This window comes from Trichormus sp. NMC-1 (assembly GCF_001858025.1).
Lineage (GTDB): Bacteria > Cyanobacteriota > Cyanobacteriia > Cyanobacteriales > Nostocaceae > Anabaena.
In genome coordinates, this window is the sequence record NZ_LZQD01000005.1 from 274,347 (window position 1) to 293,467 (window position 19,121).

The following is a 19,121-nucleotide window of genomic DNA, read 5'->3' on the forward strand; positions in this document are numbered from 1 at the left end:
TTAATGATAAGTCTATCTCTAGGGATACGCTAAAGCGAACAAACGGACTTGATATGATGGGTTAGATCAATAACTAGAGCAAGTTGGTAAGCATTCAGCCGTCAGCTTATACCTAACGGCAGTCTTCACCAACTGCTTTTGTTTATATAGCAACCGCCAAGGTGGTTAGGACATGAACTAATGATAAAACCTAGACACAAACACACTTTCAACTCTGTCACCTGTCACCTGTTCCCTGTCACCTGCTATATTTGGTGTTTCTTTTTCCTTAACAGCGGTTAATGATCATTTTTTAGCAATCTTGTCAGATGTTTAAATGATGTCTAAATATTCTCAACAACTGACTCTAGCCAAATTTCCCCATCATCTCCTAATAACTTATGTGCTGCTTCTAGCATAGAGGCCGCAATGTCTTTAAGATCTTCTCGATTATCCAAATAAGTTTTTAGCGCGTCCATTGGATCAATGCTGCTACTAGCGCTTAATTCTGGAATCCGGGGTTTAGCTAACTGACTAACTAACTCTGGTTGAATTGTATATGTATGCGCTGCACCTAAAGCACTATGGACAGAAGAATTATCAATTAAATCCAATTGTTCAGAACGCAGTTTGTAAATTAGCCTGACTACAGCATCTTCAATATTATATTTAGCTATAGCTTTAAACAAAACCGCTTGCGGATCATCCGCCTTAGATAAATCTACCTCAATTGTGCGGAATACTCGTACAGGTAAGGGGCAAAATTCCCAATTTACTTTTCCCCGTTCCAATTCCACCATCACATAACCTTTATCTTCTTTCTCTTCGCTAAAATCCACCCGTTCAATACTTCCAGGATAAATCACCGGCGGGTCATTGGATTTGTTTAAATTTTGGTGTTTGTGAACGTGACCCAAAGCCACATAATCAAAACAAGGACGAGTCAGCAAAGATAGCGGTAAAGTAAAACCTTTACCCACAGCTAACAAACGTTCAGCCCCCAAAGTGGCATTATCAGCCATCAAATGCGCCAAAAGCACCGTTGGTACATCCGGGTCAAGACGGCGAATTTCCCCTTCTAAAACTACTTGTAGCCGTTCTGTTAACAGTTGATTAACATCAGCCATAGATAAACCCGCAGTTTCTTGACGAGTCATCAAAGTAGAACGAGTTAACCAAGGGAGAGTAATGACTTGCACCTTTCCGTTACGGGTTTGGATATGATGAGTAGTCAAAGTATCACCCACCACAAACCCCGGTACACCTAAAGTCCGGTAAATATTTAAACTTGCGCCTCCCACTCCTTGGGAATGTTGGTCATGATTACCCACCAACAGCACTGTCGGAATATCAGCATCAACAAGGCGGCGAAATTGACTAGCAAAAGCTTCTTGTACATAAGGTGGTGGCGTAGCATCAGGAAAAGCATCACCACCAAAGATTACCAAATCTACAGCATCAGATAGGGCTTGGTCGATACACAAAGCTAAAGTCTTGACAAAATCCTCCAACCGTGTATTTAATCCTGTTGCCGAATTGATGCGTCCGTGGGAGAAACCGCTTCCCATGTGGATATCTGAGAGGTGGAGAATTTTAATCATATTAGTCAGTAGTTTAAAACTAACCGCGATTTTCAATCACCCGATTTTGTTAAAATTACGGTCATATTCAAGCATACATCTTTCTATGTTACAACCAGGAAAGTCATTCTTATCTAAGATAAAGGAAATTTTCATTCCTCAAAGTTTCACACCTCAGCCTGTAAACCAAGAGGTAGAATTAAAATCAGAGGTAGGAATGGATTACAGAAAACTGCAAAACTACCTCAAAGCAGAAAAATGGAAAGAAGCGGATGAAGAAGCATTAAGAGTAATGTTAGCAGTTGCAAAACGGGAAAACGAAGGTTGGTTAGATGTTGAAGACATTTATAATTTTCCCTGTGCAGACCTGCGAACCATTGACCAGTTGTGGGTAAAATACAGTAATGGTAAATTTGGTTTTTCTGTGCAGAAACGAATTTATAAGGGTTTAGGAGGAACAACAGAATATAACGAGGAAATCTGGGAGAAGTTCGGGGAAGAAGTAGGGTGGAAGAATAAACAAAATGCAGGTATGGACTATAACGATATGAATTTTGACGAAAAAAGACCAAAAGTTAACTTTACTAACTATACAATACTTGAGAAGACAGATATAAACAAGAATTGGTTATACTACAAAGATATAACTTTTGATAAAAAAGCACCTGAAGCCCACCTTCCTATTACTGTTAGTAAGTATAGTTTAGCTTGGAATGCGAGGATGGGAATGTGGGAGCAGGACGGTCGGGGTTCACAGCTTGACAGTTATTTTAATCTCTTCTCTTCTCTCGCGTCGAGACTTGTAAACTGTAACATTTAAAGGTTACAGAAAATTATTAAGTCTGAATCAGGATAACCAGGATTTAAGGATTTACAGGATGTTATTTTGTAGTCAAAGATCCCCGACTTCTGACATAATATAAGATGAATGAGAAGATTAATCAAAGAAGTCGGGGATCTAAATTTTGATAACTGAAATTTTTCTCTGTGTCCTCTGTGTCTCTGTGGTTCGTTAAAAAAAACATCAAAAATAACTGAACGCAGATAAACGCAGATAAACACAGATAAAGAGAAACAACATCCTGAAAATCCTCAAATCCTGGACATCCTGATTCTGACATATTCTATCTTTTTTATGGAACCACGAAGAAGCGAAGGACACGAAGGTAATGAGGTTACAAAGATATTCTCTATGGGTAATTTAATCCTGTAAATCCTTAAATCCTGGACATCCTGATTCAGACAAAATACATAAATTAAGGTGCGTTAAGCTGTCGCTAACACACCCTACTTTGACTGTAGGTAATTGGTAATCGTTTTTCCAATGACCAATAACCAATGACTAATGACTAAATGTGAATTCCACATTCAGTTTTTTCACTTCCTCTCCAACGTCCAGCGCGTTCGTCTTCACCGTCAGCTACTTTGGTGGTAATAGGTTCGTCACCAATGCTGGGATAACCTTCGTCATGAAGAGGATTGTATATTACCTTATGTTCAGCTACATAAACCCAACTATCTTGGCGTGTCCAAGCTGCTATAGGATTTACTTTCAGTCTTCCCAGATTATCTAATTCAAATATAGGCATATTTGCACGGGTGACAGCTTGGTCACGTCTACGACCTGTAATCCAAGCTGAAGTCTTGAGTTCGTCTAAGCCCCGTAACAGTGGTTCAATTTTTGTAATGTTGTGGAATTGAGCAATATCTTTTTCCCAAAGCGCTTCACCAAACTTAGCAGCAAAGGCTTCACGGGTTTCTACATCTGGAGTTTTATAAGTTTGTAAATCTAGGTTATAGATTTCTTTAGCTTTCGCAACCAGTTCTAGGGTTTGGGGGAAGTGGTACAGAGTATCGAGAAAAATTACAGGAACTGGATGATTGAGTTCAGTATAAAGAATGTGAGTAATTACCAAGTCATCCACGTTAAAGGCGCTTGTTTGTACAAGTCCTGTGGGGATATTCTCTATAGACCACGCCAGTATTTCTTTGGGAGTGGCTGTTTCAAATTGCTGATTTAATTGCTGTAAGTCAAATGTTGTGGAAACTGTCATGATTATTTCTTAGACAAATTTTTGTTACCTTTATAAAAATTTATTTTATCCTATCAAGGCACATATTCTGACCGGAAACTGGGTAATGATTATGTACGGGTATTACTACAACCTCAACTAAGGTCTGTTACTGAATACAAGTATAAATTATCTGTGAGCAAAAATGAACGAAAAATTAATCATATACTAAGAAAGTTTAAGCGATTTTAAGTTTTACCTGGATTTGCAAAGCTATTTATATTGTTAATGCTATTCTTAACCTAAGAAAATACAAGGATTTTACTAGAAATGAATAATACAAAACTACCAAATAGCTTCGGTCAATCTATAGTTATGGGTGTTTTAATCGTGTTGACTAGTGCTGGGATAATCACGATTATGAACGTTTTTTAATAACGGAAATTACCACCACAAAATGTCGGAGTTTTAGATGCTGAACTCTTTATTTATATATATTTAAATATTCTGCAAAAACTCCACATTGGGTAATAAAGGATCTGTCACAATTCCCACACCAACAAAACCCCAACGTTTGAGCAAGTTTCCTATCTGTGTTCCCGGTAGAGGTTCTACAGCAAAGCGGTTTGCTACTTCTCCAGCATGGGTATTGAGATAGCTTAGAGCATCAAAGTTTTCTCGAAATAGCAACAGATAAACTGAATCATCAGATTTGGGACGTGCTGTGAGATAACGTCCAGTGCTTTGAGATCGGACAATATAATAATTTTCAGAAAGCATTGATATTCGGTAATGGGTGAGTTTCCTATTCCTAAAGATTAATTCAAGTCTTCTAATTTAATTCGCGGATCTGCTGCTTTTAACATTAAATCAGCAATTAAATTGCCAATAATTAACAACACCGCACTCATGACCAAGCTGGCCATGACTAAATATTGGTCTTTAGCTAAAACGGCTTGTAAAGTCAATTTTCCTAAACCTGGCCAATTAAAGAAATTTTCGGTAATAAATGCACCGCTTAATAAACTTGCTAATTCAAAACCCAATAAAGTAATTAAAGGGTTGATAGCATTACGCAAAGCATGAACATATATGACACGATTTTCAGGAAGTCCCTTAGCACGGGCTGTTTGGATATAATCTTGACGCAATACATCCAGTAATTGACCACGCATAATACGTTGCAACCCGGCAAAACTGGTAATACTCAAGGCAATTAACGGTAAAATCATGTGCCATAGGATATCTAATATCTTACCCAGCCATGTCAGTTCAGCGTGATCGATACTAGTCATGTTACCCACCGGAAATAATGGGGTAGTGATTTGAGCTAAGAATAATAGAAATAAGGCAGTAATAAAACTGGGAAACCCTTGTCCAGCATAGCTAATTACCTGCAAAACCTTATCAGTGCCGCGATTTTGCTTGACAGCAGCGAGAATACCCAGAGGAATAGCGATCGCCCATGTTGTAATTAAAGAAGCGATCGCTAACAACAACGTCGCTGGTACTCTTTCCAACAACAGCGATCCTACAGAGCGTTGATAAACAAAACTTGTGCCAAAATCACCCTTAGTCACAATTCGAGTTAACCACAGCCAAAACTGCTCAGGCCAAGACTTATCTAACCCAAATTGTCGGCGTATTTCCTCAATCCGTTCCGGGGAAATTTTCGGATTTTGCCGCAGGGTATCTACGTAATCCCCTGGAGACAACTTCATAATAAAAAACGACAAAGCCGACGCTAAAAAAATCGTCAACAGCGCCTGTAGCAACCGTTTGCTCACATAAATGAAAGTTTCATTTGTGATTAGCTTAATGAGCCAATCTCGACTCGTCTCCAAGGAAATTTTTGTAGAAGTCATAAATTGCCAATTGTCGTCATTTCTGGAAAACCAATGACCAATGACTAATATTCAACCACAGATATTATTGGCACATCCGGCAGATGTTTTCGCCCTTGTAAATCCCGTAGCTCGATGATAAACCCAAACCCTACAAGTTCGCAGCCAAACTTTTGTAGCAGCTTTGCTGTCGCGCTTGCAGTTCCACCCGTAGCAATCAAATCATCGACAATCAAAACCCTACTACCTGGATGCAAAGCGTCCTGATGCACTTCCAAGCTATCTGTACCATACTCTAGTTCATAATCAATGCGGTGAACAGCTGCTGGTAACTTGCCTTTTTTCCGCACGGGAATAAAACCAGCACCTAATTGATAAGCTAGAGGCGCACCAAAAATGAACCCACGAGATTCCATCCCCACGACGCAATCTGCCTTGAGTTCAGATTCAACGCATTTTTGTGTTAAAAAGTCAATTGTGTAGCGCAAACCATCTGGATCACGCAGTAAGGTGGTAATATCCCGAAATAATATTCCCGGCTTCGGAAAATCTGGTATGTCACGAATCAGAGACTTTAAATCCATAGTTTGTGCAGTTGTCAAGGTTGATTTGTAGGGCGCAACAAATAATCGTGAGGTAAATAGGGCTGATCAGTTTTTTTGCCTCTATGTACTAGCCTCTATTTCTCAATTTCAGATACCTGAGAAATCGTACACTATAATGTCATACGCTGGAGATGAGGAATTTTGTTTCATGAGCCATTGACGATAACTGAGAACTTAACCCAAGCTAGAGATATATCTCTACTACCAACAAAAGGCAGGTGAACAAATGCTTTAAAACTTTCATTACAGTATACGGAAACCTGTGAGTAACAAGAGTAAGTATTGTATATATTGGGCTGCTCATGCCATCACCACAAGCCTAAGTTATGGTTTGGCTATATATCTTAAATTTTGTTTGACTCACTTTATTGGAATAGCACAAGGTATTTTAAAGAATGAATGTCTCCGCAAGTTTAACGCCGTTCAACAGTCCAACTCCTGAGGCCATGCCGATGATTCTGGACACTTTACCAGATCCGGCGATCGCTCCCAAGGGTTGTCCTCGCAGAACGACGTTGCAAATAGACCTCATGTTACTGGCAATAGAAGCTTTAGAGCTTGGCGGTTCTGAAGCCATTCTGTCTTTTGCCCAAGAGTTAGACCTAAAAGGAATTATTAAAGATCGGGTAAATTTATGGCGGATGCGTAGCTCTAACCCGCTGCGACGAGCGCATATCCGCAGACCATTAGGCATCCTGGAAGCAAAAGCACTAGTAGTCATTACTTGCTACATAGCGCGGCGGTTAACAGTTGTCATTCGTCAGCTACTAATGATATATCAGCAATTGTCCGAAAAGCAGATTCCACTGGAACAAAATTTGCGTTTAGCTAATTACCTAGAGCGATTTAGAGCGCACTTTAAGAGCCGGATGAATGCCAGACGTTCTGTGGCACTGACATTCAACTCTGATGAAAAATTAGATGAATTGGCTATGGATTTATTAGGAAAATTACTATTCTGCACCGGTACAGCTGGAATGCAGCGTTTCTGGATTTCTCTTTTTGACGGTGAAGTAGAGTAAGCAACTCAGGTCTAAAGACACTAAGCTTTAGCCCAGAGCGAGCATACCAAACAAAGACATTTGTCCTTGTAATTGGCACGTCATCCCCGGACTTTCGGGCTGGATTACAGACAACCCCAAAGCAGCAATATTCTTAGCCGCGTTGATATCAGCATCATGTTCAAGTCCACAATGCCCACACTTAAAAACTTTTCCGTTACGGTAAGATTTGCCCTTGACAGGGTGAATATGTCCGCATCGAGAACAAGTTTGACTAGTGTAAGCAGGTGGGACAAATATTACTCCCACCCCAGCAATATTTGCCTTGTAGCCAACAAACAAACGCAGCTGATAGAACGCCCAATGATTAGTTCTGCGACGTTCTATTTTACTTCTAGGCTTGGTATTGAGAGATTGTCTAATATTAGTCAAGTCTTCAAAAGCCAAACTCGCATTCAGTTGCTGAGATTTTTGAACAAGCTGCTTAGAAATATTGTGATTCAACCATTCTTGAAACCTCCGTTCTCTCCCAGAAAGCCTTCTCAAAAGTCGCCTAGACGACCGAGTGAAGCCGTTGTTCAATGCTACAGTAGTAGAACTGAACAACGGCTTACAGGAATGGCGACACCAAACAAGCTTTATCCTAACAAAGATGAGATTCTTACAAGGTTTGATGCTGGCAGTTCAGTAAAAGAACTATGTCAAGAATATGATGTGACAGAGGCTTCCATGCGATCGTTCTTGAAAAAGAACGAGAGAGAACTAAGGGGAAGAACTGACTTAAAGCAGTGCAATGAGTTGAGTATTGCTGAAGCTGCATATATTGCTGGATTGATTGATGGAGATGGTTGTCTGACAGCAACAGTTGGAAAGTCGCGTAATTCAGTCGTCGTTAATTACAAGTTGATCGTCTCCATGTGTGATCAGCCACTAATTGAGTGGTTAAGGGAAATTACAAATGTTGGAACGATAACAGGACAAAACAGGATTAACCAACCAAATTGGAGGCATCTGCATCGATACGAGTGTAGTGGTCAGCAGCTTAATTCTATGTTGGAAAAAGTTCTTCCCTATTTGAAGCTAAAAAGACCTCAAGCTTTGTTGTTGCAAGAAATAGGAAGCTTAAAGAAAAACAAACTCGGTTGGGGAGTCGATAGGAATATTGAGCGGCAAATAGAAATTTCTCAGCTAATTCAAAAAATGAACTTTAGAGGAGTTAGACAAGATGAGGCTCTTTAACAAGTTTGGATTGAACGTTAGCTCTAACCTTGCTATAACAGTCACGAACGTTTTGAATCTGTTTACCATTCCACGATTTACCCGTGGAAGTGGTGGCAATGTCGCGTCGTCCCAAGTCAACCCCAATTACTTTCGGAGTCTTGCCAGTGGGTTGAGTTGGGATATCAACAACGAAGTTGATAAAGTAGTCACCGCTCTTGGTTTTATTCAGTGTGGCGCTGGTTGGTTTTTGTCCCCTCAGCAATGCAATCTGATAACCATTATGACTCATCCAGTGCAATTAATATTGACTGCGGTTAAAACCGCCCGTGCCGCTTCCCTCTCAGCCCTTAAGGGACTGAGTTTCCCGCATTCCGCGAGGTTCTATGAATATTCAACGTAAGTACAGTTTACCTAATTGCACACTGCTCTTAGAGGGATTAAGTGATGTCACCATATCTGCCCAGTTTCAAGACCTGCGCCCAGAACTATCTATATTGGTAAATGCTGAATGCTATTTATCTAGTTATACTCAGCCCATAGCCGGAGGGCGAGAATTTTTTGAAAGCTTGGTCAGGGCTGTAAGTGCTTATGCTCAAGAAGTTTTAAGTAATGTCCCCAACCCCCAAGCACACAATCATGAGTCGGAACTAGTGGAGTTGCAAAAAATTGACACCAACCGACACCGATTGATTCTACATTCAGAGATTGGTGCAGAGGGTTTTGAGTCTAACACCAACGATGGTAAACAACCATCCATTCAAATAGAGTTGAATACGGTGCAGTTGTTTGATTTAGTGGAAGCAGTAGATCAGTTTTTTGCTGATACTCAAACATTACCAGAGTTATCACTAGAACTACAACCAGTCACTAGACGCTATGGTGGCGCAAGTCAAGTATTGCTCAAGCAAGCAGTACCAGCATCTGTAGGCGTATCGAGTTTGGCAGTTGCAGCGATCGCTTTTACCTTAATTCCTCCTCCCCAAGTACGTCCACCAGAACCGAAGCCAGAGGAACAGTCCAGCACCACAACATCCACAGCCTCACCCACAATTGAAGCTTCACCCACAATTGAAGCTTCACCTACAGTTGAAGCCTCACCCACACCGATTATTAGAGATTTAGAAGCACTTCTGAGTTCAGTTCCAGAAATTACTGATCCCTCCCAACTACGTGCATTAAATCGCCAAGTTTATAACCAAATTCATCCAGTTTGGAATAATCGTGCTGAATTCACCGAAGATTTGATCTATCGTTTAGGTGTGGCTGCCGATGGTAGTATCGTTGGTTATAAAGCTGTTAACAAAGCTTCCAATAATGCAGTAGACAAAACACCACTGCCGAATCTACTATACAATCCTGCTAACCGCCGCATTGCCAACGAACCCATCGCTCAATTCCGAGTAGTCTTTAATAAAAAAGGTGTTTTAGAAGTCAGTCCTTGGCTGGGATACACTAAAAAACCAGAAGTAATCGGCGAAAAAATCACTGACTCCAAAAAAGTCAAAGATTTAAACCAAAAGCTCTATGGTATGATTCGCCAAAATTGGAGTGTAACACCCACATTTACCACAGATTTGAAATATCGGGTGGCGGTAAATAAGGATGGTGTGATTGCTGACTATGAACCACTCAACCAAGTAGCCTTTGACTATTTTCGGGAAACACCTCTACCGCAGATGTTCCAATCTGTTTATGGCTCAAACTTAGCTGCTCCCAACAACAAAGAAGCTCTCGGTCACTTCCAAGTGGTATTTAAGCCTAACGGCACATTAGAAGTTACCTCTTGGGAAGGATACAGGTAATAATTCGTAATTCGTAATTCGTAATAGTGCCTACGGCAGGCTACCGCCAACGTAATTCTGAATTTATTTGGTGATTTTCCCCATATAATTTCCCCATAACTGGGCGGCTTGAGCGCTACTACCAGATGTGGGGGAATTATCGTCATTTCCTAGCCAAATACCAGTTACAAGCTGCCGACTGGGAATAAAACCAATAAACCACAAGTCAACGTTTTTATCTGTTGTCCCCGTTTTACCGGCTTCACCCAGTCCCCGTCCCAGGGCAGCACTGCGGCCAGTACCACTGGAAATTACCTCCTGCATCATGCTGGTCATTTTATTGGCGACATCTGTTTTCAGCACTCGTTTATTACCATCTGGATCTTGGTCGTAGGAATAGATAACACGACAAGTTTTTAAATCTTTGCGATCCTGACAATCACTACTGTCTAAAATCCTGCTAATAGCATGGGGCGGATTCCAAACACCACGATTGCTAATAGCTCCAAAAGCACCAGTCATTTCTAAAACATTGACTACACTTTGACCCAAAACTAAACCAGGAACAGGATCAAGTGAAGATTTGACCCCCAAACGCTGCGCCATATTCACTACTTTATTTAATCCCACTTCTCTGGCAATTCTTAAAGCAATGGGGTTTTCTGAAAGTGCCAAACCAGTGGCTACGTCTAAACTACCACCTCCACCAGACCGACAGGGTTTGTAAGTAAAGCCCTGCCAAGGGAATGCACTGCAAGAATAGGTTCTTGATGTTGGTATTCCCTGTTCTAAAGCAGCAGCGTAAGCAAATATCTTGAAGGTGGAACCTGGTTGTCTTTGAGCTTGCACAGCCCGATTAAACTGGCTTTTTTTATAATCCGTCCCCCCTACCATTGCTAAGATGCTTCCAGTTCTGGAGTCTAAAGTTACTAGGCCTCCTTGGGAAAACCGAAAGCTTGAACCAGCGTTACTAACTGAATTTCGCAGTGATGATTCTGCCTGAGCTTGAATGGCTGGATCTAACTGAGTTTCGATAATATAGTTACCCTCTCTTGCTGCTCCTTCCCCTAAAATTGATTCCAGTTCTTGAAAGACGTAATTATAAAAGTAAGGGGCAATTGTCTGAGCTTGCCTTTCACAAACTTTAGGACTAACTTGAACGGTGGAACGTCTGGCTCGATTAGCATCTTCGGTGCTGATTTTGCCCATTTCCAGCATCCGTTTAATTACACGATTACGGTAATCGGCTGCTCCTAATTTCCTTAGCCCTTCTCCACAAAAATCGAAGGCGTTGGGAGCTGGTAAAATTCCTACTAAGGTTGCTGCTTCAGCAAGAGTTAATTCTTTAGCTGACTTTTCAAAGTAATATTTAGCTGCATCCTCAAAGCCGGAAGTATCACCACCTAAAAATACTCGATTTAAGTAGGTCAGTAAAATATCATCTTTGCTGTAAAAGGTTTCTAATTTCAGGGAGACAATAGCTTCACGCACTTTCCGTCCCAAGGAATCTTGTCTACCTACATAATCGCGGAATAAACTACGGGCAACTTGCTGAGTAACTGTACTAGCGCCTTGTTGGACATCGCCGCTACGACTATTAATCAGTACGGCTCGCAATACCCCTAAAGGATCTACCCCAAAGTGCCAATAATAACGACTATCCTCGGAAGCCACCACAGCGGCTGGCAAATAAGGACCAAAATTTGATAGCTGCTTTAGGTCTACGTGAGCAATATTTCTAGGCTCCCGGAGTGGAGTAGAACCATCACGGGCATATACAACCACAGGGGCGCGTGTGGCTGTAGGTAGAGGTCTGACAGAAAATTTCGTCCATTCTGCCCCAATCGCTAGGGCTAATAAGGCACTGGCACCACCAACACTATAAATTCCCCATGTTGCGGCTTTGATATACCAGGGTGGCGGATCGACGTATTGCAATCGCACGGAAGCGGCTAATTCTGGCGGTCCCAAGGTAAAGATGTCGCCATGACGCAGTTCTAGAGAAGTGACTCGTCGCTTACCTAAATAGATGCCGTTAGTAGAACCCTCATCTTTAATGGTGAAAGTGGGAATCCGTTGGCTCGAATCCCTGGACAAAGATAGGTGAATCTGGCTGACAACAGGGTTGCGAACGACGATATCAGCAGATTTGGAACTACGACCTAGAATATAGCGATCGCCCAACAGCGGATATATTTCCGCTTTATCAGCCCCCGCATCCTGCACCCAGAGTTCTGGTACTTTGGCATTGGGCTTGAGCGCCAGTTTAGAAAAATCAACCCTAGCTTGAATAGTATTGACGGCTTGTGTCAGTTGACCAAGGAACGTTTGTGGCTTTTGAGGCGGTTGCGGGGAACTCATCGGCTATATCACATCACACGCTGTTAGTGAAGAATCGGGCGAATCGTAATTTTAATGCTAGTCTGACACTATTTTACTCACAAGCTATAAATAAATTGGCTGTACGGAATTTTCTAAGTTCAATTTAATACTTATATGCTGCTTGAGAAACAAGATTATTTTGTGATTTTTAGAACTAGTTTACGGATAGAAAAATTTCTATCTATATTACTGGATGCCCATTCTATCTCAAAAAACTAGCTGTACAAGCACAATCAGGATATTTAGGTTGGTATTGCTAGAAACTACTCTTCAATCAACCAAATATTTAAATTTAACTGTCGCCAAACCTCTCTACCATTTATTATCAAAATCTACATCTACCTTTAGAAAGATTTTCTCCAATTAATTGTTTGATTTAATTGGCGAAGTGTTCCGTTGACCTTGAGGTTAATTTCCGAATGAAGGGAAAATTTCTGACTCTGATTGGTACAGCCCTGACATTGGCGCTTACCACTAATGTTGCTATGGCCGAGTCCAGTCAATCCCCTGTATCTGAAGAATCTAGTAGTTCATCTACTAATTCACCAACGGAAATCAAAATGTCACCACTTGGTATGAAAATTCTGTGCGAGCGGTTTCCTCTCAATTCCCGTTGTTCAGGTGGCACAGCAATTAATTCTACCATTCCTACTGGCACTACAGTACCAGCAACGAATCCTGCTGAAAGCGGTATTAGTCCTGAAAGCACTACAGTACCAGCAACAACTCCTGATCCAGGCAATTCCAGTAACTTAACTCCTGCTCCAGGAAGTATGATTTTACCAACATCAGATACACCCAACAGTAGTACGGAACCGGGCGCAAGTTCACCCATGCCAGTTCCTAGTAATGAGATATTACCAACTCCTCCTCAGGGTGCTTTATAGGTAATGTTAGTTGGTGCATTGAAATTTAATAAATAAACCTTTCATTTATTTGGTAGCCTGGAGATGCTAAACTCCAGGTTTCTTTGTTGATATTTATTAAAATCAGAGTTGAAAAAGAGAGCAGCTGGGTAAAAGGGGACAATTTCAGAAATTACCTTTTTCCCAATTACCGAAAATTTGGGTATCAAATTAGCGGGGTCTGTGACTTGTGGTAGATGTTTGTTGCAAAGAAGCAATTAAAAGGCAAACAATACCAATACTAATAAAAGAATCTGCCACATTAAATACGGCAAAGTTAATCAGGCGAAAATCCAGAAAATCAACCACGTAGCCTAAAGAAAACCGATCAATCCCATTACCTATAGCCCCACCTAAAATCAAGCCATAACCCAACTGATCCCAAAAACTTAACATAGGGCCAAATGTGGCAATGGCTATCAATACTAAACTTACACCTAAAGAGAGCCATCGCAACCACTCTACTTTTCCACTTAATAAACTAAACGCTGCACCTGTATTAGTAACATAGGTAAAATGAAATATACCTGGGAGTAATGGTAGTGTTTGTCCCAAAGCAAAAGTTCGTACTACCCAGAATTTTGTCACTTGATCTAGAAAAAAAGCTAAAAAGGCCGCAATCCAAAAGAGGTGATTTTTTAAACGCATGATGAATTAGTCATTAATCATTAGTCATTAGCCATTAGTCATCTGACTACTGATCAATGACTAATAAAACATTATATGTCGTAGCACATATGCTACTATGGTGACAGCACAAACTACAGCTAGTTGACCTGGTAGTGAAAACCAAGAGTATTTAAGGATTGCTTGCATTAAAGGTAGGTTATCTGCCACTTTTCCGGGCAAAAGATAGCCAATCATTAAATAAGCAATACCGCAGATGTGGACTGTTAGCAATCCACAAAAACAACTAAAAGCCAACATTTCTAAACGAGGTCTGGCTTTAAAGGCAAAATAGCCGCAAATCCAAGCTCCGGGAATAAAGCCGAGCAGATAGCCAAACTGAGATAGCTTAACATAACCAATACCGCCTCCTTCGGCAAATACAGGTAACAAGGTTAATCCCATGACTAAATAAGCAATCTGAGAAAGCGCACCAGCATTTTTGCCTCCTAAACAACCGACTAGCAGCACGGCTCCAATTTGATAGCTAACACCTAAAGACAAGGTTTTAACTCCTTGCTGACCCCAACTCCAAGGAAAAGTAGTGCCATAGGCTTCTAGGAACGTGCCACCCATTGTTAGGAGTAAGCCAATCATAGACCATAATAATTGATTGGAAGCAGCAAACATTGAACAGGGAACAGGGAATAGGCCAAAGGTAAAGCTAACAGCAACCAGTATAGGCCAATGGTAAGAAGATGAGACCCAGCCTTAACACTGAAAATTGGTATTACTGAGGTTAGGTGATTGAGTAAAAGGTAACATTGTTCTTTGTTACTTAACTAGTTACCGAGAATAAATACTTATGTTAACCGTATAGAGTAGATAAAAATTAATACAAAAAACCTTGAATTGGAATCGAAGTCAAGAGATTTTTGAGATTATTAACCTACCGTTAACCTTATTATGAATCATTTAGCGGTATCTTAGAAGCGCTCATCTGGAAATTTACAGATATTTACAGCAATGGTATTACATCTAAATCGAGTAAAGAATAATTCATTTATAACTTCAGCAGCAGTGTTAACACTGACAATGGGGTTAGCGGCTTGCGGGGGAAATTCAAGCCCTGACAATACTGCTACAACTGAAACTCCTGGCACTACTCAAAATACAACTGCTTCTAGTCCAGCTAAACTCGATCTTGGTGGAAATATCACCTTAACCGGTGCTGGCGCAACTTTCCCCGCACCATTGTATGCAAGTTGGTTTACTGATTTAAACAAAAAATATCCGAGTTTGCAAGTTAGCTATCAGTCAGTAGGTAGCGGTGCTGGTGTTGAGCAATTTATCCAAGGTACTGTAGACTTTGGTGCTAGTGATGTAGCGATGAAGGATGAAGAGATCGCCAAAGTACCCCAAGATAAAGGCGTGATTTTACTACCTGTAACTGCCGGGAGTATTGTACTAGCTTACAATCTACCAGATGTTACTGAACTAAAACTACCACGCACAGTTTATACTGATATCTTATTGGGTAAAATCAAGTCATGGGATGATCCGGCAATTGCTAAAGCTAACCCTGAAGCAAAGTTGCCCAAACAACCAATCACTGTTGTATATCGTGCTGATGGTAGTGGGACTACAGGTGTGTTCACAAAACACATGAGTGCTATTAGCCCAGAGTGGAAAACTAAAGTTGGTGAAGGTAAAAGCGTAGCCTGGCCTGTGGGAGTTGGCGCTAAAGGTAATGAAGGTGTAACAGCCCAAATTCAACAAACTCAAGGTTCTATTGGTTATATTGAGTATGGCTACGCCAAACAAAATAATATTAAGTTTGCAGCTTTGGAAAACAAGAGTGGCACAATGGTTGTAGCTAATGAGGAGTCAGCATCTAAGACTCTGGCAGCTGTAACTCTTCCAGAAAATCTCCGTGCTTTCATTGCTGACCCAGAAGGTGCAGATTCCTATCCCATTGTTACGTATACCTGGCTTCTTGTATACAAAAAATATCCGGATGCGGCTAAAGCCAAAGCCATAGAAGCAGCAATTGAGTATGCATTAACTGATGGTCAAAAGCTGGCTGGAGAATTAGGTTATGTTCCTCTACCAGCAAATGTGATTAGTAAGGTTGCTGCTGCGGCTGACCAAATTAGTCCTGACTATAAAATTGCTGTGAGTGGTGGAACTGATGCGAGTCAGTAGTCTCACCTTTTCGTTTAATCGCAATACTCCAGCAATAGTTTAAGCACAATAATTTAATTTACCAATCAGTTGGGAACCCTGATTAGCTAGTGTCTCAGATGCAAAAAACGACGAAGCAATACTTAAAGTATAGACGTAGCCACTAATACCAGGATGTGTTGGTTGCTTACTGGTTTCATACTCAGTAGTCGGTACTTTCTTCTTAAGTCTGGTTCCCTCTCATATTTTTTCTGATTTGATTTTTACAGTCAGTATTTATGACTACAAATTCTCAGAATATGCCCTCAGCGATTAAACAGCGCTCGGAGATAGACAAATCTCTAGATCAGGGATTTATTTGGTTGACACAGCTTTTTGCTCTAGCGATCGCTGGCACTTTATTATGGATCACGGCACAGGTTGCTATTGGGGCTTGGCCTGCCATTCAAGAGTTTGGTTTTGGCTTTTTATTTCAAACCACTTGGAATCCTGTAAATAATGAATATGGGGTGCTGCCACAAGTCTATGGCACTCTCATTAGTTCTTTTCTGGGCTTGTTATTAGCTATACCTATTGGTGTCGGTACTGCTGTTTTACTAAGTGAAAATTTTCTACCTGCTCCGGTGCGGGTGGTATTGGTATTTTTAGTAGAACTACTAGCAGCTATTCCTAGTGTTGTCTATGGAGTATGGGGAATTTTTGTTTTAATCCCGATTTTGACCAACTTGGGCAAATGGCTGCATAGTTCCTTCGGCTGGATACCATTTTTTAGCACCCCACCCACAGGGCCAGGAATGCTACCGGCTGGAGTGATATTAGCAATTATGACTTTACCAATCATCACTGCTATCTCCCGTGATGCCTTAATTTCTGTACCCCCTAGTTTGCGTCAAGCCGCTATCGGACTGGGTGCAACTCGTTGGGAAACACTTTTTCAAGTTATCATCCCCGCTGCCTTTTCTGGCATTGTCAGTGCGGTGATGTTGGCACTTGGTAGAGCCATGGGAGAAACAATGGCTGTAACAATGTTAATTGGTAATTCCAACAACATCAATATTTCCTTACTCGCTCCATCTAATACAATTTCGTCTCTACTAGCCAGCCAATTTTCTGAAGCCAGTGGGTTACAAATTTCAGCTTTAATGTACGCTGCTTTAGTTCTGTTTTTTCTAACGCTGGTAGTGAATGTTTTGGCAGAGTTTATTGTTCTCCGGGTTAAGCGACTGTAGTTTTAGGTTGAATTTATGACTTCTTCTTTTCCCCAAAGCAGCCTGACTCGCTCCCCTTCCTCTCCCCGAACAATGTTCAACACGGCAATGACCGTAGTTGCATTTATTTGTGGAGTATTGGCGCTGCTACCTCTGGTGGCTGTTCTTTCTTATGTATTGTTTAAAGGTTTTAGCAGTTTAAACCTCAGTGTGTTTACAGAATTGCCCCCAGCGCCTCTGAGAAAGGGAGGAGGTTTTGGTAATGCCATTTTGGGAACCCTATTTATGGTGGGAATTGGTGCATTCATCAGTATTCCTTTTGGTGTGTTAGCGGCAATTTATTTAACAGAGTTTAGTTCTAGTAAAGTAGCTAGATGGATACGGTTTGCTACTAACATTCTCAGTGGAGTTCCCTCTATTATTGCTGGGGTATTTGCTTATGGAATTGTGGTTTTGACATTAGTAAAGCTGAATTTAGGTTCTTACTCAGCTTTCGGTGGTGGGTTTGCGTTGGCAATTTTGATGTTACCCACGATTGTGAGAACCACAGACGAAGCTTTACAGTTAGTTTCCCAAGATTTGCGTCAAGCATCTGTGGGGTTAGGCGCAACTCAGTTTCAAACGGTCGCACAGGTGGTATTACCAGCAGCTTTACCAGCAATTGTAACTGGTTCTACGTTAGCGATCGCCAGAGCATCTGGAGAAACTGCACCGTTACTATTTACGGCGCTGTTTTCCTCTTTTTGGCCTAGTGGCTTATTTCAACCAACAGCTTCTCTGGCAGTTTTAGTTTATAACTTCTCAGTTTCACCTTTTCAAAATTGGCAGTCTCTAGCTTGGGCTGCTTCCCTAATCTTGGTTTTGATGGTTCTGATTACAAGTATCATCGCTCGTTGGGCAACAAGGCAAAAAGCTTAACAAAATACTTCAACATGATGGTTGATCATCCCTAAAAATTATCTCTAAACTATTTATGGCTACTAACGCTAGTACGATGAATGGGACTGATGCGGTTTTACGTACAGAAAATCTGAATATTTACTACGGTAACTTCCTTGCTGTACAGAATGTTTGGCTAGATATTCCCAAAAATAAGGCTACGGCTTTTATTGGGCCTTCAGGCTGTGGTAAGAGTACATTACTTCGATGCTATAACCGTCTTAACGATTTAATTGAATCGTTTCGAGCCGAAGGTAAAATTTATTTTGGTGATAATAATTTGTATGCACCAGATATTGATCCGGTAGAAGTACGTCGTCGGATTGGTATGGTGTTTCAAAGACCAAACCCTTTTCCCAAATCAATTTTTGACAATATTACTTTTGGAGCCAAAATCAACGGCTACAAAGGAGATCTTAATGAATTGGTTGAACGGAGTTTGCGACAAGCTGCTTTATGGGATGAAGTCAAAGATAAACTTAAGCAAAGTGGTTTATCTTTATCAGGTGGACAACAACAGCGTTTATGTATTGCTAGAGCGATCGCAGTTCAACCAGAGGTGATCCTCATGGATGAACCATGCTCGGCTCTTGATCCTATTTCTACTTTGCGGGTTGAAGAACTAATTCACGAACTCAAAGAACAATACACCATTGTGATCGTTACCCACAATATGCAACAAGCTGCACGGGTTTCTGATAAAACAGCCTTTTTTAATGTCAAAACTTCCGATAAAGGCGGTAGAACAGGCTATTTAGTAGAGTACAACTCCACAGAATTAATTTTCAACAATCCACAGCAAGAAGATACTAAAGCTTATATCAGCGGTAGATTTGGTTAATGTTGGATTTATGTCACCTTTCTTATCGCTATG

At 40.9% G+C, this 19,121-nt stretch carries 19 protein-coding genes; 9 read left to right on the forward strand and 10 right to left on the reverse strand.

All coding sequences use genetic code 11. From position 1 onward, the window contains the following. Positions 1 to 323 precede the first annotated feature (323 nt). A complete protein-coding gene (locus tag A9Y75_RS17510) occupies positions 324 to 1,580 on the reverse strand; it encodes an exonuclease SbcCD subunit D (RefSeq protein ID WP_071190813.1) in 1,257 nt (418 codons plus the stop codon). A gap of 85 nt (positions 1,581 to 1,665) precedes the next feature. On the opposite strand from A9Y75_RS17510, the gene A9Y75_RS26690 reads away from it, so the two are divergent. Further along, entirely contained in the window at positions 1,666 to 2,379 is a 714-nt protein-coding gene (locus A9Y75_RS26690; RefSeq protein WP_343232445.1) for a GUN4 domain-containing protein, read from the forward strand. 529 nt (positions 2,380 to 2,908) lie between these two features. On the opposite strand, the gene cysH is transcribed toward A9Y75_RS26690, so the two are convergent. From cysH to A9Y75_RS17535, 4 genes are all read right to left on the reverse strand, one after another. Then, positions 2,909 to 3,613: a phosphoadenosine phosphosulfate reductase gene (gene cysH / locus A9Y75_RS17520; protein WP_071190814.1), complete on the reverse strand. Its 705-nt coding sequence runs from the start codon at positions 3,611 to 3,613 to the stop codon at positions 2,909 to 2,911. A gap of 456 nt (positions 3,614 to 4,069) precedes the next feature. Then, positions 4,070 to 4,351, reverse strand: a complete 282-nt coding sequence (locus A9Y75_RS17525) for a hypothetical protein (RefSeq protein WP_071190815.1) — start codon at positions 4,349 to 4,351, stop codon at positions 4,070 to 4,072. A 38-nt stretch (positions 4,352 to 4,389) separates the two neighbouring features. Then, positions 4,390 to 5,436: an ABC transporter permease gene (locus A9Y75_RS17530; RefSeq protein ID WP_071190816.1), complete on the reverse strand. Its 1,047-nt coding sequence runs from the start codon at positions 5,434 to 5,436 to the stop codon at positions 4,390 to 4,392. A 44-nt stretch (positions 5,437 to 5,480) separates the two neighbouring features. Continuing rightward, positions 5,481 to 5,999: an adenine phosphoribosyltransferase gene (locus A9Y75_RS17535; RefSeq protein WP_071190817.1), complete on the reverse strand. Its 519-nt coding sequence runs from the start codon at positions 5,997 to 5,999 to the stop codon at positions 5,481 to 5,483. Between the two features lie 416 nt (positions 6,000 to 6,415). On the opposite strand from A9Y75_RS17535, the gene A9Y75_RS17540 reads away from it, so the two are divergent. After that, the gene (locus A9Y75_RS17540) at positions 6,416 to 7,042 is read left to right on the forward strand and encodes a DUF3038 domain-containing protein (protein ID WP_071190818.1); all 627 of its coding nucleotides are present in this window, start codon (positions 6,416 to 6,418) and stop codon (positions 7,040 to 7,042) included. A 27-nt stretch (positions 7,043 to 7,069) separates the two neighbouring features. Here the strand turns inward: A9Y75_RS17540 and A9Y75_RS17545 are convergent, their stop codons facing one another. Continuing rightward, entirely contained in the window at positions 7,070 to 7,627 is a 558-nt protein-coding gene (locus A9Y75_RS17545) for an RNA-guided endonuclease TnpB family protein (protein WP_236721446.1), read from the reverse strand. A 12-nt stretch (positions 7,628 to 7,639) separates the two neighbouring features. On the opposite strand from A9Y75_RS17545, the gene A9Y75_RS17550 reads away from it, so the two are divergent. Then, positions 7,640 to 8,260, forward strand: coding sequence for a hypothetical protein (locus A9Y75_RS17550; protein WP_071190819.1), 621 nt, complete (start codon positions 7,640 to 7,642; stop codon positions 8,258 to 8,260). On the opposite strand, the gene A9Y75_RS26695 is transcribed toward A9Y75_RS17550, so the two are convergent. Beyond that, positions 8,238 to 8,504 carry a hypothetical protein gene (locus A9Y75_RS26695; protein ID WP_236721447.1) on the reverse strand — a complete coding sequence of 89 codons (267 nt, stop codon included), beginning with the start codon at positions 8,502 to 8,504 and terminating at the stop codon, positions 8,238 to 8,240. The genes A9Y75_RS17550 and A9Y75_RS26695 overlap by 23 nt on opposite strands. 121 nt (positions 8,505 to 8,625) lie before the next feature. Here A9Y75_RS26695 and A9Y75_RS17560 point away from each other — a divergent pair, with 121 nt between their 5' ends. Further along, positions 8,626 to 10,044, forward strand: a complete 1,419-nt coding sequence (locus A9Y75_RS17560; RefSeq protein WP_071190821.1) for a DUF4335 domain-containing protein — start codon at positions 8,626 to 8,628, stop codon at positions 10,042 to 10,044. A gap of 63 nt (positions 10,045 to 10,107) precedes the next feature. Here A9Y75_RS17560 and A9Y75_RS17565 read toward each other — a convergent pair whose 3' ends face one another. Further along, complete coding sequence (locus A9Y75_RS17565; RefSeq protein ID WP_071190822.1) at positions 10,108 to 12,384, reverse strand: transglycosylase domain-containing protein; 2,277 nt, start codon at positions 12,382 to 12,384, stop codon at positions 10,108 to 10,110. Between the two features lie 440 nt (positions 12,385 to 12,824). Here A9Y75_RS17565 and A9Y75_RS17570 point away from each other — a divergent pair, with 440 nt between their 5' ends. After that, on the forward strand, positions 12,825 to 13,292 hold the full coding sequence (locus tag A9Y75_RS17570; RefSeq protein WP_071190823.1) for a hypothetical protein: 468 nt from the start codon (positions 12,825 to 12,827) through the stop codon (positions 13,290 to 13,292). Between the two features lie 189 nt (positions 13,293 to 13,481). Here the strand turns inward: A9Y75_RS17570 and lspA are convergent, their stop codons facing one another. Together lspA and A9Y75_RS17580 are read right to left on the reverse strand one after the other, a co-directional pair. After that, positions 13,482 to 13,958: a signal peptidase II gene (gene lspA / locus A9Y75_RS17575; RefSeq protein ID WP_071190824.1), complete on the reverse strand. Its 477-nt coding sequence runs from the start codon at positions 13,956 to 13,958 to the stop codon at positions 13,482 to 13,484. A 60-nt stretch (positions 13,959 to 14,018) separates the two neighbouring features. Beyond that, positions 14,019 to 14,606: a biotin transporter BioY gene (locus A9Y75_RS17580; RefSeq protein ID WP_071190825.1), complete on the reverse strand. Its 588-nt coding sequence runs from the start codon at positions 14,604 to 14,606 to the stop codon at positions 14,019 to 14,021. 336 nt (positions 14,607 to 14,942) lie between these two features. On the opposite strand from A9Y75_RS17580, the gene pstS reads away from it, so the two are divergent. The 4 genes from pstS to pstB all read left to right on the forward strand — a co-directional run bounded on the left by pstS (position 14,943) and on the right by pstB (position 19,088). Then, complete coding sequence (gene pstS / locus A9Y75_RS17585) at positions 14,943 to 16,121, forward strand: phosphate ABC transporter substrate-binding protein PstS (protein ID WP_071190826.1); 1,179 nt, start codon at positions 14,943 to 14,945, stop codon at positions 16,119 to 16,121. A gap of 257 nt (positions 16,122 to 16,378) precedes the next feature. Next, positions 16,379 to 17,329 carry a phosphate ABC transporter permease subunit PstC gene (pstC, locus tag A9Y75_RS17590; RefSeq protein ID WP_071190827.1) on the forward strand — a complete coding sequence of 317 codons (951 nt, stop codon included), beginning with the start codon at positions 16,379 to 16,381 and terminating at the stop codon, positions 17,327 to 17,329. Positions 17,330 to 17,344: 15 nt separating this feature from the next. Continuing rightward, the gene (pstA, locus tag A9Y75_RS17595; RefSeq protein ID WP_071190828.1) at positions 17,345 to 18,226 is read left to right on the forward strand and encodes a phosphate ABC transporter permease PstA; all 882 of its coding nucleotides are present in this window, start codon (positions 17,345 to 17,347) and stop codon (positions 18,224 to 18,226) included. A 55-nt stretch (positions 18,227 to 18,281) separates the two neighbouring features. After that, complete coding sequence (pstB, locus tag A9Y75_RS17600; protein ID WP_071190829.1) at positions 18,282 to 19,088, forward strand: phosphate ABC transporter ATP-binding protein PstB; 807 nt, start codon at positions 18,282 to 18,284, stop codon at positions 19,086 to 19,088. Positions 19,089 to 19,121: the final 33 nt, after the last annotated feature.